Consider the following 14,555-nt stretch of genomic DNA (forward strand, 5'->3'; position numbering starts at 1 on the left):
CCTGGAGCCCCAGCCGTGGAGAGACCTGCCGTGGACATCCCGCAGACCTCCGCCGCGCCCCTGCGCGTGGCGGTCCCACCCACCCTCATCACCCCTCCCGCGCCCCAGACAGCACCCGCCCGACCGCACCGGCAACGGCTCGCAGACCTGCTGGCCCTGGTCCGCCCCGGGCAGTGGGTGAAGAACCTGGCCGTCGTACCTCTTGCACTGCTCGCTCCCCACCACTGGACGCTCGGTGGTGCCGGCCGGATTCTCTGGGCGCTTGCCGTCTTCACCCTCGCCTCCGCGATCGTCTACGTGGTCAATGACCTCGCCGACCGCGACCGCGACCGTCTGCACCCCACCAAACGGCACCGGCCGCTCGCGGCCGGCCGGATCGGTACCCGCGGAGCGCTCGCCCTGACCGCCGTACTGGCCGGCGCACTGGCCGCAGCCGTGTTGGTGCGCCCCTTCGCCGAGTGGTGGCCGGTCGCCGTCTACCTGCTGATCAGCCTCGGCTACAGCCGAGGGCTCAAACACGTGCCCCTCCTGGACGCGTTCATCGTGGCCACCGGTTTCGTCCTGCGCCTCACCCTGGGCTGCGTCGCCCTCGGCAGGCCGGTACCGGACTGGCTCGCCATTTGTGTCTTCTCGTTCTGCCTGCTGCTCTCGCTGGGCAAACGGCGGCACGAACTCACCGCAGCCGGGCTGGGCCACCGCCCCGCACTGCGCGGCTACACGGTCGCCTTCGTCGACCAGCTGATCGTCCTGATCGCCGGGCTGACCGCCATCTCCTATCTGCTCTTCCTCCGCGAGGACCCGGTGTTCGCCGGGGCATCCCACACCGCGGCCCTGCTCTCCGCCCTCTGCGCGATCTTCGGTCTGGCTCGCTACCTCCAGGTCCTGCTGGTCGAGCAGGGCGGCGGCAACCCCGTCCGCATCCTGCTGCGCGATCGGGCCACCCTGCTCAACTCCGCGCTGTGGGCCGCACTCATCGGCACCGCGCTGCTCCTGGAGGCATCCCCGGCCTGAGTGCCGGCCGCCCTGCCGTACGCCCATGCCCGCCCGCCCGAAAGGCACGGCCCGACATGACCCGCCCCACCACAAACCCCCTGGTCTCGGTCGTCATCCCGAACTACAACTACGGCCGCGCCCTGGAACTCTGTCTGCGCGCCGCACAGGCCCAGACCTACCGGCCGCTGGAGATCCTGCTCGTGGACGACTGCAGCACCGACGACTCGGTGGCCGTCGCCGAGGCCCTCGGCGTACGGGTCGTCAGCACCGGGGTCAACAGCGGAGTCGCCGTCACCCGCAATACGGGCGCTGCCCACGCCGCCGGTGAGATCGTGGTCTTCGTGGACTCCGACGTCGCCATGGAACCGGACGCCGTCGCCAACGCCGTCGCCATGCTCCGGGCCGACCCCCGCATCGGCGCGGTCTGCGGGACCTACGACGCCGAGCCACTGATCCGCGACAGCCTCATCGAGGAGTACCGCTGCCTCCACCAGTACTACTGGCTCGCCGAGCACGAAGGCAGGATCGGCACCCTGCACACCGCCATCTGCGCAATGCCAGCAGCAGTCTTCGCCGAGATCGGACCGTTCAACCCCAAGCTGCGCCACACCGAGGACGGCGACTACGCCGCCCGGATCTGCCGCCACTACGAGGTACACAGCTCCACCACCGTGCGCGGACGCCACGACCACGACGACACCTGGCGGGTGGTGCTGCGCAAGGTCTTCCACCGCACCCGGCTGCACATCCCGCTCTACGTCCGCCGACGTGACCTACCCGGCGGCATCGCCACCGGACCACGTGCAGGAGCCAGCGTCGCAGCACTGCTGGCCCTGGCCACCGTGCCCATCGGACTCCTCGGCGCCACCTGGCTCCTGCTACCGGCCGGGCTGGCCCTCGGCTCGGCTCTCGCCGACAGCCATCTCTACGCCTTCGTACTGCGGCGCCGAGGCTACGGATTCACCGCCTACTTCGCCCTGGCACACTTCATCGTCAATGCGGCCATCGCACTCGGCGCCGGCATCGGTGTGGTGCAGTGGCTCACCTCCGGACGGTTTCGGCGACTGTACGAGGCGCCGCCACCGAAGGGTGCCGCGCGGCCTGCCGGGGCGCCATCGTGAGTGCGCCAGCCGGTGTCGGCCGACCGGCGCCCGAACCCGGCCCGTTGTCCGCACCGGCCATCACACCGCTCACCGCACCACCCACCGTCCCGTCACGCCGGACCCGGGTCGCCACCACCCTCCTGTTCACACTCGCCGCGCTCTGGGCGCTGAACACCGTGCTGCGCACCGTGTTCAGTGGTCGGTGGTGGCTCTGGAACGGCATCGACCTCGCACCGCCGCTCGCCTACCTCGCCCTGCCCCTGATCCTCCTGCTGCCCGCCGCCCTGCTCCGCAGGCGCCGCCGCCCCACCCTGCTGCTGCTCGTCCTCGCCTTGGTGCTGGGCGCCGGACAGGCAGGGCTCCACCCCGGTGCCCTCCTGCGTGACCGACCCCCGGTGCCCACCGACGCGTTGCGCGTGGTCAGTTGGAACACCTTCTTCTGGCACCAGGACAGCGACCCCGAACGCTTCTACACCTACCTCCGCGGATACGAAGCGGACGTCTATCTGCTCCAGGAGTACCAGAACGCGCGCGGCGACCGTCCCATCCCCATCGACGACCTCGCCCGGATCAGGGCCGCCTTCCCTGGCTACCGGATCGCGACCGAGGGAGGGTTCATCACCCTCTCCCGCCATCCCGTCACCCTGATCCGCGCGCTGCGCCCGGCCGGGCTGCCCGCCCCCGACACCGACTGGCCCGACTACTGGGACGTCCGCGCGCTGCGCACCGACGTCAGCATCGGCGGACGCACTCTGTCCCTCTACAACACCCATCTGCCCGACCTGCTCAACGTCGACCGCAACCCACTGACCCCTGCCTACTACCACGCGGTCGGCGAGCACGCCCATCGCCGCCTGCTCCACCTGCGCGAACTCCGTACCGATCTAGATGCCAACACCCACCCTGTGGTGCTCGGCGGCGATCTCAACGTGCTGCCGGGCAGCGAAGACCTGCGCTGGTTCCGGGGCCTGCGCGACACCGCCGACTCCGGCACCGACCTCTACCCCGCGACCTTCCCGGCCGGGCCCGCCGCCCTGTGGCGGCTCGACTGGACCTTCGCCTCCCCGAGCATCGACATCCACCGCCAGTCACTGGACGATCCGCCGGCGGGCCTCTCCACCCACCGTCTCATCCACCTCCGACTCTCCCTGCCGCCGTCGCCCGCCCCGGCGGACGACGGCCGCCCGGCACCGGAAGACCCGAAGGTCCAGCCATGATCACTGTCCGGGCCGCGCGCCCCTACCGCTACGACCTGACCGTTGTCCTCACCTACTATCTGCCGTACACCAGCGGGCTGACCGAGGTCGCCCGGACAGTCGCCGAAGGGCTGGCGGCAGGCGGCCGGCGCGTCGCGGTCGTCGCATCCCAACACGACCCGTCCTCGCCCGTACGGGAGTACGTCAACGGGGTGGACGTGTTCCGTGCCCCCGTCGCCGCCCGGATCGGGCGGGGGGTGCTCAGCCCCGGCTTCCTCCCTCTGGCCGCCCGGCTGGCCCGCGCCTCCCGGGCGGTCAACATCCACCTGCCGATGCTGGAGGCGGGCCCGCTGGCCCTCCTGACGGGGCGTACCCCGGTGGTCGCCACCCACCACGACGACGTCTGGTTGCCACCAGGTCGCCTCGCCGGGCTCCAAGTCCCGGTCGTGGACGCCTCGGTGGCCACCGCGCTGCGCCGCTCCGCGGCCGTCGTGGTCAACAACGTCGACCACGCCGAGCACTCCCGCCACTGGCCACTCATGCGCGATCGGCTCGCGGCGATCGCCCCGCCCTGCCGTGAGCGGGGGCCGGCCCCCGCCACCTTCCGGGAAGGGCCAGGCCCGCACTTCGGGTTCCTCGGACGGATCGCCCCCGAAAAGGGCCTGCACCACCTCGTCGACGCCTTCCGCACCATCGAGGACCCCGACGCCCGGCTGTTGATCGCGGGGGACTACTCCAAGGTGGCCGGCGGCAGCGTGGTCGGTGCACTGCGCGAGCGCTCCGCGGACGATCCACGGATTCGCTTCACCGGATTTCTCGCCGAACACCACGTGGCCGAGTTCTACGCATCGTTGGACGTCTTCGCACTGCCGTCGGTGGCCGAGGAGTCCTTCGGCATCTCGCAGACCGAGGCGATGATGATGGGCGTCCCCTCGGTCGCCAGTGACGCTCCCGGCATGCGGGTACCGATCACCAGCACCGGCTTCGGTCGGCTCTTCCCGCCCGGTGACCCCGGCGCCCTCGCCACAGCCCTGCTGGAGGCCGCCGCCCTGTCACCGCAGCAGCGGGCCGAGGGCGGTCGGGCCACCCGGGCTCGGTACGGCACCGACGGCTGCCTGGACAGCTACGACGCGCTCCTGAGGAAGCTCGGTGCCGCCGGCAGGGTGACTGCATGACGATCGGCCCGCTCGCCTTCGGGGCAGCCGCCCTGTGGACTGGCTACCTCCTGGCCGACCTGCTGCTCAGCGGGCGGTGGTGGGGCTGGCTGCTGCCCTCGTTGGCCCCGCCGCCGCTCTTCGTGGCCGTGCCCGTCCTCCTCGGCGCGCTCGGCCTCGCAGCCGGTGGGCCAGCGGGCCTGGCCGCCGCCGCGCTGGCCACCGGAGCCCTGATCACGGGTGCGGGCCGCAGCGGACTGCAACGGCCCCGGGTGCGGCGAGGGCCCGCCCCGCCCGAGGGCGCGCTGAGACTGGTCTCCTGGAACACCCAGCACTGGTGCCAACAGACCGACCCGGAACGTTTCTACCCCTACCTGCGACAACTCGACGCCGATGTCTATCTGTTGCAGGAGTACCACCACGACCAGTTCGACGGCACCTACACGCTCATCGACGAGGAGGACCTGCTCCGCGCCACCTTCCCCGAGTACGGGATCGTCACCGCCCGGGGGCTTGTCACCCTGTCCCGGCTGCCGGTGGTCGACGTCGTGGAGACCGCCGCCCGACGCACCCTACGGGTCGACCTGCGGCTTCCGGACGGGGAAGTGCTCACCACCTTCAACGTGCACATCCCCGTTCAGCTGTGGCTGATCAGCCCGCTGCGGGTCGAGTTCTATCGGGCGGTGCGCACCCGGGCCGCCGACCGTGAGCGGGAGTACCGCGGCCTGACAGCGGATGTCGCCGACTGTCCGCACCCGGCCCTGATCGCCGGTGACTTCAATACGACCCCGGCCATGGGGGAAGCCCGCAAGATCGCTCAACTCGGCATGGACACCGTGCATATGACAGGCCAGCTGTATCCTGCATCGTGGCGGCTGCGCCCCGGCGTGCGGTGGTGGCGGCTGGACTGGGTGCTGACCACACCGGGTGCACGGGTACACACCTACCGGTTCCGCGACCCCGGGGACCTGTCCGACCACCGTGTGCAGGAGGTGACCGTCACCCTGGACGGTGCATCCCGGCCGCCTCGCTGATCCGGCCCCTCTGCCGCAGCGTCCGCGAAGGGCGTGCACTGCCGCAGACCGGCATTGCACCGCAGCAACGAACTACCGAGAGGACTGACGATGCGTCACCGCTTCCTGGGATCGACCGGCCTGGCGGTCAGCGAACTCTGCCTGGGCACCATGACGTTCGGGCGCGAGAGCACCGAACCGGAGTCCCACGCCATCCTGGACCGCTTCACCGAGGCGGGCGGCAACTTCATCGACACCGCCGACATCTACTCGGCAGGCGCCTCCGAGGAGATCCTCGGCCGGTGGCTCAAGCAGCGCCGCCGTGATGACCTGGTGATAGCCACCAAGGTCCGGTACGGCACCGGAGACAGCCCCAACGATCGGGGCCTGGGCCGCAACCACCTGATCGCCGGGGTGGAGGCCAGCCTCCGTAGGCTCGGCACCGACCACATCGACCTGTACCAGGTGCACGCGTGGGACCCCGCCACTCCGTTGGAGGAGACGCTCTCCACCCTGGACACCCTGGTGAAGTCCGGCAAAGTCCGCTACCTGGGGGCCAGCAACTTCACCGGTTGGCAACTCCAGAAGGCCCTGGACCTCAGCCGCCAGCACGGCTGGGAGCGTTTCGTCGCCCTCCAGCCGCTGTACAACCTGCTGGACCGCTCCACCGAGTGGGAACTGATCGAGGTCGCCCGCCACGAAGGCCTCGGAGTCATCCCATGGAGCCCGCTGCGGGGCGGCTGGCTCAGCGGCTCGATCCGGCGCGGCGCCACCGCCCCGCCCGTCGGCAGCCGGGTGGAGACCGCCGAACGGCTCGGCTGGGGCGAGTCCTGGAGCGCCTACCAGGACGAGCGCACCTGGCGCGTGCTGGATGCCCTGTTCGATGTGTCCGACCGCAGCGGGCTGACCCCGGCACAGGTCGCCGTCGCCTGGCTCGGCGGACGCCCCACCGTCACCGCCCCCATCGTCGGCGCCCGCACCCTCGATCAACTCGACAACCTGCTCGGCGCAGCGGGCGTCGACCTCGACCCGGCAGACGCCGCCCTCCTCACCGCGGCTGGTGACCAGGCCCTCCCGTACCCGTACAGCGTCATTGCCACCGACCCGGCCGAGCGCTGACGCGGCCTGCTTCTCTGACACGGTCGGCAGAGTCCTCCTGCTGACCGAAGGGTCCAAGCCCGCCGGCGTCGGTGGGCGGCCGTCCAGGCCGGCGCCGGCGGGATGACGTCACTCGGGGGTGCCGAGCGGCGGATGTTCGAGCACGCGGGGCTTGTACTCGACCAGTTGGATGCGACCGTCGAAGGTGCGGTGCTCGATCATCTCCAGGGCGACGTCCGGATAGCCGTCGTAGATGCGTTCTTCGCCCGTGGCCCCAGTGATCACCGGGAACATCACAACACGGAAACGGTCGACGAGTCCGGCTCGCAGCAGGGATCGGCACAGGCTGAGACTGCCGATCGTGCTCAGAAGCCCCGAGCCACTCGATTTCATGGCACGGACCGACTCGACGGCGTCGTCGCGGACGAGCGTGGAGTTGGCCCACGTCAGTGGCTCTTCGAGGGATGAGGAGAACACCACCTTGGACGCTTGCGTGAGCTCGTCGACGGACGCCTCCTCCTCGGGCCTGAACTCGTCCTGACCCTTTGGGACCTCGCCTGCGGCGAAGCCCGACATCAGGCGGTAGGTGTTCGCTCCCATCAGATAGGTGGCCTCGGGCTGCTTGCCGAGCCATGCGAGGTACTCCGGGCCTTCGAGGCCCCAGAACCCGGGCCACCCCTCTCCCGACGCATGACCGTCGAGGGAGGTGATGAAGTCGACGAGAAGCTCTGACATGGCGGTGTCCCTTCCTTGGGTGTCACGAACTTGGACCGGCCGCGAGCCACAGACTCATCGGTCGTGTTCAGTCTGGCCGAGTGCACCGCTCAGGACAGTGGCAGCCAGGCCGGTGTCGAGACCCATTCGACGTCTTCGAATGGCGTTCGAGCCTGGCGGCGGGCGCGGGTCCAGCGCGTTGGTCGGGGTCAGGGCCGGGTGAGGGGTTCGGCCTGGTGCGCACGGTGGAGGAGTTGCACGAATGCCGATGCTTCGGGCAGGGGATGCGGACCGATGCGGTGGACGGCGATCGCCGGTGTCCAGGAGTTCATGACCACGGCCCCAGCCAGATCCGGCAGGTCGGCGAGGGTGACCTCGCGGTCGTGCTGGGGTACGCCGGCACGGTCCAGTTGTCGGCGGAGGATGCTCATCGTGGTCCCGCGCAGCATCCTGGCCACGGGCCACACCACCGCGTCGCCGTCCCAAAAGGCAAGGTTCCAGATGGTTGCTTCGCTGAGTCTGCCCTGCCGGTCCACGAAGGCCGCGTCGTCAAAGCCTTCTGCGACTGCCCGGCGCAGGAGGTGTGTCTTGGCCACCTCGCCGACATGCTTCACGGAGGGCAGGAACCGTTCGTGGGTCACGGTCGCCAGTGCGAGCGGGCCGGCGGGGCCGGATGCGGCTGGTCCGGTGCGGATCAGCATCATCGGCTCCATCCCAGCAGGGGCGACGGTGAACTCGCCGGCGGGTGAGTACACCGTCGCCGTCAGCGAGAGGTCGGCGGGGCCGGCCGCCACCGCCGTCCGTAGATGGGACAGGACCCGGTCGTCGGGCATGGCCCGGCCGAACATTTCAACCGACGCGGCCCGCAGCCGCTCCAGATGCAGGTCCAGGCCGCGTACCCGGCCGTCGCGGACCTGCAGGGCGGTGAAGTGGGCGTGGCCCGCGAAGACCAGCGGCGCCAGGTCTTCAGCGGTCACCGCCCGGCCGTCGCGGTGAACGACGAAGGAACTCATGTCAGGAACTCCGGCGATAGAGAAGGGGAACGGAAGCGGCGAATGTCCCTGCGGCCCTCCGGCAGGGACGCCAGGGCGCACCGTGGGACCACCCACGCGGAACATGCGCTCACGGGCCAACGTTAAGCCTTCACACCGGTGAGAAGGTCAAACAGGAATGGAGCGGGACGGATGCTGATCGGGGAGTTGTCGGAGCGCACCGGGGTGGGCTCAAGGCTGCTGCGGTACTACGAGGAGCAGGGACTAATCGTCGCCGGCCGCGCCGCCAACGGGTACCGCGACTACGACGAGGGCGCGGTGCTTGCTGTGCGGCAGGTCCGCGCGCTGCTGGCGGCGGGGCTGTCCACCGAGGTGATCCGCGAGGTGCTGCCGTGTGTCCGGGGTGAGCGGCCCGAGGTGGAGCTGTGCGTGGACGTGCGGGCCATTCTTGGAACGGAGTTGACCGCTGCCGACGAGCGCATGGAGGAACTGCGTCAGCGGCGCGCGGCACTTGCGGGATTGCTGGTGGAGCACCCGCGATAGCGGGCCCATCCCGAGCGAAGCAGCATGCGGAAAGCGGCTAGCCGTATTGCCCCGGCAGGTTGTGGACGGGTGATGGAGGGTGGACGGTGGCTACCGCAAGCTTTTCGTCGAGCACGCCGACGCCTGGCCCGCGACTACGAGACCGCTCCGGGCGGCTCCGAAGTCGTGATCCAGCCGGCGCCGGGACCGACCTGATGGCACGTCAACTCACCTGCGAACCCACCGTCTCCCAGCATGACCCGACATCACCGGATCAAACTCGCGTGACGGTATGAAACAACGAGAGAATTCGACCTCTGAACCCTTGAGGTCGCAGCAACACCATTCTGGATTCATCGGGTCATCCCATAAGTCATGCGTTTGGGCGAATGTGTTGTGTACGCTGTTCGGTTGCCTCGATATCGCTGATATCAATCTCCGTGCGCTCGAATCCGAGCCGAGCACCCTCCTTCCCCAGGCCGTGCGTACAACACGCCCGACCTGGGTCGAGAATGGAGTCCGCGCATGGGAATCACCCTCCGCAAGCCCCTCGCCCTCGTCGCCCTGGCGGCCATGGCTTCCCTCCTGCCGGCTACTGCGGCCGGGGCGGCACCCACCGCCCAGCAGGCCATGAGCCCCGGCCTGTACTGCCTCGCCAACGCCTGGGGCACCCCGGACGTCTCCAGCCAACCGTGTGACACCAACGACCCCGGCCAGCGCTGGACCGTCTCGGGCAACCAGATCTCCCTCACCGATGCGCCCGGCTACTGTCTGGCCAATACCTGGGGCACCTCGGACATCTCCACCAAGCCATGCGACCCCAACGACGAGGGCCAGTACTGGGACGTCGCGGGCCAGCAGATCTCGCTCAACTTCGCCTCCGCATACTGCCTTTCCAACGCCTGGGGCACGCCGAACGTCTCCAGCCAGCCATGTGACACCAACGACCCCGGCCAACATTGGGTGGTGTTCAAGGACCAGATCAGCCTGGCACTCGTCTAATCCCCACCACCGTGCCCGGGGCAGGAGCAACCCGCCCCGGGCACAGCCACGCGCCAGTACCCGCAAGGCTGCGACGAGCTGAGACGTGCTTCAGGGGCAACGCGACGACGGGTCCGGGCAGGGCGACCGCGACATCACTGAGGCAGATGCGGACCATCGCGGGGGCCTCCCCGATGTGACCGATGGTCAGCCGGGAGACGGCCCCGGCCGGTCGGCAGGACAGCGAGCGGGGCACCGTGCCCGATCAACAAGCTCAGGGCATGGCGAGGCATCGCCACCCGATACGACAAGACTCCCGACAGCTACCTCGCCGATCTCCCCTGCGCGCCTCCATGATCTGGATCAAGGACCTCACCAGGTCCACCCGATGCTCACGACTCGATATGCCCCTAAGCGACTCGCTGAGGTGCCGGACGCCACGGGCGGGCAGGAGTTGAGTCAACGGTCAACCAGCCGTGGACGGGGGGCCTCACCATTGGATTCCACGTCGGTGTCGTCGGTGCCGACCGGGCCGCGGGGAAGCATCCGGTCCAACCACTTCGGCAGCCACCAGTTGGCCCGGCCGAGGAGTGTCATGGTCGCCGGTACCAGCACCATGCGTACGACCGTGGCGTCGATGAAGATCGCGGTGGCCAGGCCGAGTCCGAACATCTTGGTGGAGGGGTCCTCGGCGACGGCGAAGGACAGGAAGACCGCCACCATGATGAGGGCGGCCGAGGTGATGATCCGGGCGGTGGATGAGACACCCTCGACGATCGCCGTGCCGTTGTCGCCGGTGCGCAGGTACTCCTCGCGTACGCGGGAGAGGAGAAACACCTCGTAGTCCATCGACAGGCCGAACAGGATGGCGAAGAGGAACATCGGGATGAACGACACGATCGGTACCGTCGATTCCAGCCCGATGAGTGCGCCTCCCCAGCCCCACTGGAAGACGGCGACCAGGATGCCGTAGGCCGCGCCGATGCTCAGCAGGTTCAGCAGTACGGCCTTGAGCGGTACGAGTATCGAGCGGAAGACCAGCACCAGCAGCAGGAACGACATCGCCAGCACGGCGGCGACGAGCACCGGCAGGCGTTGGCTGGTGCGTTGGCCCACATCGGACAGGCTTGCAGTGGCGCCGCCGACGTGGGCCCTGGCCGGGCCGTCCCCGATCGCCGTGGGCAGCACGTCGGTGCGCAACCGGGCGATGGTGTCGGCCGTGGCCTTGTCCTGGGGGCTGGTGGTCGGGAACACCACGAGGGTCGCGATGCCGCTGGCACGGTCGATGTGCGTCGGCGCGAGGGATGCGATGCCCGGATCCGCCGCGACCGTTGCGACGAGTCGGTCCAGCACTCCCGGATCACCGGCCGGGTCCGCGGCGATGACGAGGGGACCGTTGGTGCCCGGGCCGAACCCTTCGGCGACGAGGTCGTAGGCGCGGCGCTCGGTACGGCTCTGGGGCATCGAGCCGTCGTCGGGCAGGCCGACGCGCAGGTCGAGCACGGGCAGCGTCGCGGTCACCAGCAGCCCCGCCGCGCCAATCGCGTACAGCACCGGGTGCCGGCTGACGTGCCCGATCCAGCGCCGCCAACCGGCGGCGGGAGCGGCGCCCGCCGCCGTGTCCCACCGCCGTACGAGTCGGCCCGGCTTCCTGGTCCGCAGAGCCCGGCCGATCCGGCCGGTCCGGCCCAGGCGTGGGCCGGCGGCGCCGAGCAAGGCCGGCAGCAGGGTCACCGACGCGACCACCATGGTCAGAACGACGATCGAGACGGCGAGCCCGCCCACCGCCATGAACGGCACGTTCGCGACCGCCAGGCCGAGGATCGATACGACGACGACGCCGCCGGCGAAGACCACGGGCCTGCCCGCCGTGGCCACCGCCTGCCCCGCCGCCTCGTGGGGATCGAGCCCGCGCGCCAGGTACTCCCGGTGCCTGGCGAGCACGAACAGCGCGTAGTCGATGCCCACTCCGAGCCCGACCATGCTGCCCAGGACCGGGGCGAAGGTCGGGACGTCCATCACCCCCGCCAGTACCGTCATCGCGGCGACTCCGATGGTCAGCCCGAAGACCGCCATGCCGATCGGTAGCGCGGCGGCGACGAGCGAACCGAACGCCAGGAACAGGATCGCGGCCGCGGCGAGGATGCCGATCAGCTCGCTCGCGCCGCCGTCGGCCTCGGAGAAGGCGAAGAAGAGGTTCCCGCCCATCTCGATGCGCAGGGGCAGCTCGGCGCGCAGCCGGTCGCCGAGATCGACGAGGGCGTCGAGGTCTTTGCCCGACAGCCGGCTCTGGTCGGGATACTGCACCCGGACGACTGCGATCCGCCCGTCGGCCGAGACCAGGCTGCCGTGCACGGCAGTGCCCCCGCCCGCGTCGAGTGCCCCCGCCGGGTCGCTCGTGCCGAGCACGTGCGGCAGCCGCTTCACCTCGGCCTGCAACCGCGTGAGAGCGGTGCGCGCGCTGCCGCGGTCGAAGAAGGTCGCACCGCCGTCGAGGGGGGTGACGACCACTTGGGCGGTCATCCCCTCCTGGCCGGTGCCGGCCCGCTCGATCAGTTCCGCGGCCCGTTGGGAGTCCAGCCCCGGAGCGGTCATCGAGTCCGCGGTCCGCCCGCCGAAGGCGATCGCGGCGAGGACGGCGAGCGTGCCGGCTATCAGCCATGCCGAGATCACCCGCCAGGGATGGCGGGCGGCATTTACGCCCAGGCGCAACAGGGCTTTCGAGAGCATCGGGTCCTCCAACCACGTCGTCGGCCGCACTTGTACGGCCGCCGATGCCGAGGCTCGTCGCCACGGCGCTCCGCCACATCGGCTCGCGGGCCGTGGATCTGTCGGCCCCGGGGCGGAGTGACGCCCCGTTCTTTCGGCCGATGCGCGGCACGGCGTGGTGCCTAGGCTGGGAACCGTGCTCCGAGACGACCTGCGAACCCTGTGGAACGAACCCCGGCCGCCCGACGCGCCCGCCCGGGTGTGGCGGGACTGGGCGCTGCTCGCCGTGGGCCTGGGCGGTGTGGCGCTGGAGGCCGCCCTGCGCGAGGACGTCGTGTGGCGGCCGGTGGCGGTGGTGTTCGCCGTATGGCTGTGCCTGCTGCCCATGTGGCGCCGGACCCGCCCACTGGCGATGGCCGTGCTGGCGTTCGGCTCGGTGATCCTGCTTCAGGTGGTCTCGCTCGTCGCCGCACGGCGCGAGGTCGGCCTCGCCAGCGGCGTTGTCGTGGTCGTGCTGGTGTACGCGCTGACCCGGTGGGGATCGGGACGGGAGATCGTGCTCGGCGGCGCGGTGGCCCTCGCGGCCTGCTCCCTGGCGACCGTCACGGACGGGACCCCGGTCGTCGAGAAGGTCGCGGCCTTCGTCTTCCTGCTGCTGCCCGGCGTGATCGGGGCCGCCGTGCGGTTTCGGGTCGCCGCTCGCGAGCGGCAGTGGGAGCAGGTGCGCTCCCGCGAGCGCGAGCAACTCGCCCGGGAACTGCACGACACGGTGGCCCACCACGTTTCGGCCATGGTGATCATCGCCCAGGCGGGCCGGGTGCTCGCGGACACCGACCCGTCCGCCGCCGTCGAGGCGCTGGAGGGGGTCGAGGAGGAAGGGGCGCGCACGCTGGAGGAGATGCGCGCCATGGTCGCCACGCTGCGGGACCGCGGCGTCGGCGCCGAACTGGCGCCGCCTGCCGGCGTCGCGGATCTGGAGCGCCTGGTGCGGACCCCGGGTGGCCGCCTCCGGGTGGACCTGGGACTCGACGGCGAGCTCAACGCGCTGCCCCCGGCCGTGGACGCGGCCGTCTACCGGATCGTGCAGGAGTCGGTGACCAACGCGATGCGTCATGCGGTCGACGCGACCGAGGTCGTCGTCCGGGTCTCCGCCGAAGGGCACACTGTACGGGTGAGCGTGCGCGACAACGGCCAACGCACCGGCCGAGGCCGTGCCGGATACGGACTTGCCGGACTGCACGAGCGCGCTGTTCTGCTCGGCGGCACGCTACGGGCTGGTCCCTGCGCCGACCAGGGCTGGCAGGTCGAAGCCGAGTTGCCGAGAGGAAGGACCGAGAGCAGTGCCCATTCGCGTCCTCGTCGCTGACGACCAGGCCATCATCCGCACCGGGCTACGGATCATGCTGAACGCCCAGCCCGGCATCGAGGTGGTCGGTGAAGCCGCCGACGGACAGGAATCGGTGCGTCTGGCCCGCGAACTGCGCCCCGACGTCTGCCTGTTCGACATCCGCATGCCCGTGATCGACGGGCTTGAGGCCACCCGATTGGTCGCCGGCCCGGGCGTCGCCGACCCGCTGGCCGTGGTCGTCATCACCACGTTCGACCTCGACGAGTACGTCTACGGGGCGCTGCGTGCAGGCGCCCGCGGATTCCTCCTCAAAGACACGGGACCGGACCTTCTGGCGCAGGCCGTACGGTCGGCGTCCGACGGCGAGGCACTCATTGCCCCCAGCGTCACCGTCCGTCTGCTCCGGACATTCGCGGACCTGCCCGCCGGCCGGCCCGCGGCCCAGCCGGTCTCACCCGTCACCGCCCGCGAGGAGCAGGTGCTCCTCGCTGTTGCTCGCGGACTGACCAACACCGAGATCGCCGATGCGCTGCACATCAGCCTCAGCACGGTGAAGACGCATCTGGCCAGCCTGATGGCCAAACTCGGCGCCCGCAACCGGGTCGAGATCGCAATGTGGGCCTACGAAACGCGCCGGGTCCTCCCCCGCACCTGAGCCGAGTGCCGGGCCATGTCCCATGAGTCCCGCCCGGACATCAGTCTTCCACGATCGTGTACCTCGTCTCCGTCATG

Annotated in this window: 13 protein-coding genes and 1 pseudogene; 11 read left to right on the forward strand and 3 right to left on the reverse strand. The window is 70.3% G+C overall.

All coding sequences use genetic code 11. The features are described from left to right. Positions 1 to 15 precede the first annotated feature (15 nt). The 6 genes from ABZ348_RS02650 to ABZ348_RS02675 all read left to right on the forward strand — a co-directional run bounded on the left by ABZ348_RS02650 (position 16) and on the right by ABZ348_RS02675 (position 6,578). Positions 16 to 1,011 carry a UbiA prenyltransferase family protein gene (locus ABZ348_RS02650; protein ID WP_358928563.1) on the forward strand — a complete coding sequence of 332 codons (996 nt, stop codon included), beginning with the start codon at positions 16 to 18 and terminating at the stop codon, positions 1,009 to 1,011. Between the two features lie 56 nt (positions 1,012 to 1,067). After that, the gene (locus tag ABZ348_RS02655; protein ID WP_358928565.1) at positions 1,068 to 2,114 is read left to right on the forward strand and encodes a glycosyltransferase family 2 protein; all 1,047 of its coding nucleotides are present in this window, start codon (positions 1,068 to 1,070) and stop codon (positions 2,112 to 2,114) included. Next, the gene (locus tag ABZ348_RS02660; RefSeq protein ID WP_358928567.1) at positions 2,111 to 3,313 is read left to right on the forward strand and encodes an endonuclease/exonuclease/phosphatase family protein; all 1,203 of its coding nucleotides are present in this window, start codon (positions 2,111 to 2,113) and stop codon (positions 3,311 to 3,313) included. The genes ABZ348_RS02655 and ABZ348_RS02660 overlap by 4 nt, the downstream gene beginning before the upstream one ends. Then, positions 3,310 to 4,467, forward strand: a complete 1,158-nt coding sequence (locus ABZ348_RS02665) for a glycosyltransferase family 4 protein (RefSeq protein ID WP_358928568.1) — start codon at positions 3,310 to 3,312, stop codon at positions 4,465 to 4,467. Before ABZ348_RS02660 ends, ABZ348_RS02665 begins: the two co-directional genes overlap by 4 nt. Continuing rightward, a complete protein-coding gene (locus ABZ348_RS02670; RefSeq protein ID WP_358928570.1) occupies positions 4,464 to 5,480 on the forward strand; it encodes an endonuclease/exonuclease/phosphatase family protein in 1,017 nt (338 codons plus the stop codon). The genes ABZ348_RS02665 and ABZ348_RS02670 overlap by 4 nt, the downstream gene beginning before the upstream one ends. Positions 5,481 to 5,570: 90 nt before the next feature. Continuing rightward, complete coding sequence (locus tag ABZ348_RS02675) at positions 5,571 to 6,578, forward strand: aldo/keto reductase (protein WP_358928572.1); 1,008 nt, start codon at positions 5,571 to 5,573, stop codon at positions 6,576 to 6,578. Positions 6,579 to 6,686: 108 nt separating this feature from the next. On the opposite strand, the gene ABZ348_RS02680 is transcribed toward ABZ348_RS02675, so the two are convergent. Both ABZ348_RS02680 and ABZ348_RS02685 read right to left on the reverse strand, forming a co-directional pair. Next, positions 6,687 to 7,292: a dihydrofolate reductase family protein gene (locus ABZ348_RS02680; RefSeq protein ID WP_358928574.1), complete on the reverse strand. Its 606-nt coding sequence runs from the start codon at positions 7,290 to 7,292 to the stop codon at positions 6,687 to 6,689. A 188-nt stretch (positions 7,293 to 7,480) separates the two neighbouring features. Beyond that, the gene (locus ABZ348_RS02685) at positions 7,481 to 8,284 is read right to left on the reverse strand and encodes an aminotransferase class IV family protein (protein ID WP_358928576.1); all 804 of its coding nucleotides are present in this window, start codon (positions 8,282 to 8,284) and stop codon (positions 7,481 to 7,483) included. Between the two features lie 171 nt (positions 8,285 to 8,455). Between ABZ348_RS02685 and ABZ348_RS02690 the strand changes: the two genes are divergently transcribed. From ABZ348_RS02690 to ABZ348_RS02700, 3 genes and pseudogenes are all read left to right on the forward strand, one after another. After that, a complete protein-coding gene (locus ABZ348_RS02690) occupies positions 8,456 to 8,806 on the forward strand; it encodes a MerR family transcriptional regulator (protein ID WP_358928578.1) in 351 nt (116 codons plus the stop codon). Positions 8,807 to 9,310: 504 nt separating this feature from the next. Beyond that, complete coding sequence (locus ABZ348_RS02695; RefSeq protein WP_358928579.1) at positions 9,311 to 9,787, forward strand: ricin-type beta-trefoil lectin domain protein; 477 nt, start codon at positions 9,311 to 9,313, stop codon at positions 9,785 to 9,787. Positions 9,788 to 10,030: 243 nt separating this feature from the next. Continuing rightward, positions 10,031 to 10,149, forward strand: a pseudogene (locus ABZ348_RS02700) (IS5/IS1182 family transposase); the annotation flags it as partial. A gap of 76 nt (positions 10,150 to 10,225) precedes the next feature. On the opposite strand, the gene ABZ348_RS02705 reads toward ABZ348_RS02700, so the two are convergent. Then, on the reverse strand, positions 10,226 to 12,496 hold the full coding sequence (locus ABZ348_RS02705; RefSeq protein WP_358928581.1) for an MMPL family transporter: 2,271 nt from the start codon (positions 12,494 to 12,496) through the stop codon (positions 10,226 to 10,228). A gap of 175 nt (positions 12,497 to 12,671) precedes the next feature. Between ABZ348_RS02705 and ABZ348_RS02710 the strand changes: the two genes are divergently transcribed. Both ABZ348_RS02710 and ABZ348_RS02715 read left to right on the forward strand, forming a co-directional pair. Further along, complete coding sequence (locus ABZ348_RS02710; RefSeq protein ID WP_358928583.1) at positions 12,672 to 13,841, forward strand: histidine kinase; 1,170 nt, start codon at positions 12,672 to 12,674, stop codon at positions 13,839 to 13,841. Further along, entirely contained in the window at positions 13,816 to 14,478 is a 663-nt protein-coding gene (locus tag ABZ348_RS02715; protein WP_358928584.1) for a response regulator transcription factor, read from the forward strand. The genes ABZ348_RS02710 and ABZ348_RS02715 overlap by 26 nt, the downstream gene beginning before the upstream one ends. The last annotated feature ends 77 nt before the right edge of the window (positions 14,479 to 14,555 follow it).

The organism is Streptomyces sp. NPDC005963 (genome assembly GCF_040638655.1).
Taxonomy (GTDB): domain Bacteria; phylum Actinomycetota; class Actinomycetes; order Streptomycetales; family Streptomycetaceae; genus Streptomyces.

Excerpts from the sequence above, each read along its gene's own strand:
- ABZ348_RS02705 (WP_358928581.1), bottom strand. The coding sequence starts at position 12,496 with ATGCTCTCGAAAGCCCTGTTGCGCCTGGGCGTAAATGCCGCCCGCCAT.
- ABZ348_RS02695 (WP_358928579.1), top strand. The coding sequence starts at position 9,311 with ATGGGAATCACCCTCCGCAAGCCCCTCGCCCTCGTCGCCCTGGCGGCC.
- ABZ348_RS02680 (WP_358928574.1), bottom strand. The coding sequence starts at position 7,292 with ATGTCAGAGCTTCTCGTCGACTTCATCACCTCCCTCGACGGTCATGCG.
- ABZ348_RS02675 (WP_358928572.1), top strand. The coding sequence starts at position 5,571 with ATGCGTCACCGCTTCCTGGGATCGACCGGCCTGGCGGTCAGCGAACTC.
- ABZ348_RS02690 (WP_358928578.1), top strand. The coding sequence starts at position 8,456 with ATGCTGATCGGGGAGTTGTCGGAGCGCACCGGGGTGGGCTCAAGGCTG.
- ABZ348_RS02655 (WP_358928565.1), top strand. The coding sequence starts at position 1,068 with ATGACCCGCCCCACCACAAACCCCCTGGTCTCGGTCGTCATCCCGAAC.
- ABZ348_RS02665 (WP_358928568.1), top strand. The coding sequence starts at position 3,310 with ATGATCACTGTCCGGGCCGCGCGCCCCTACCGCTACGACCTGACCGTT.
- ABZ348_RS02670 (WP_358928570.1), top strand. The coding sequence starts at position 4,464 with ATGACGATCGGCCCGCTCGCCTTCGGGGCAGCCGCCCTGTGGACTGGC.
- ABZ348_RS02685 (WP_358928576.1), bottom strand. The coding sequence starts at position 8,284 with ATGAGTTCCTTCGTCGTTCACCGCGACGGCCGGGCGGTGACCGCTGAA.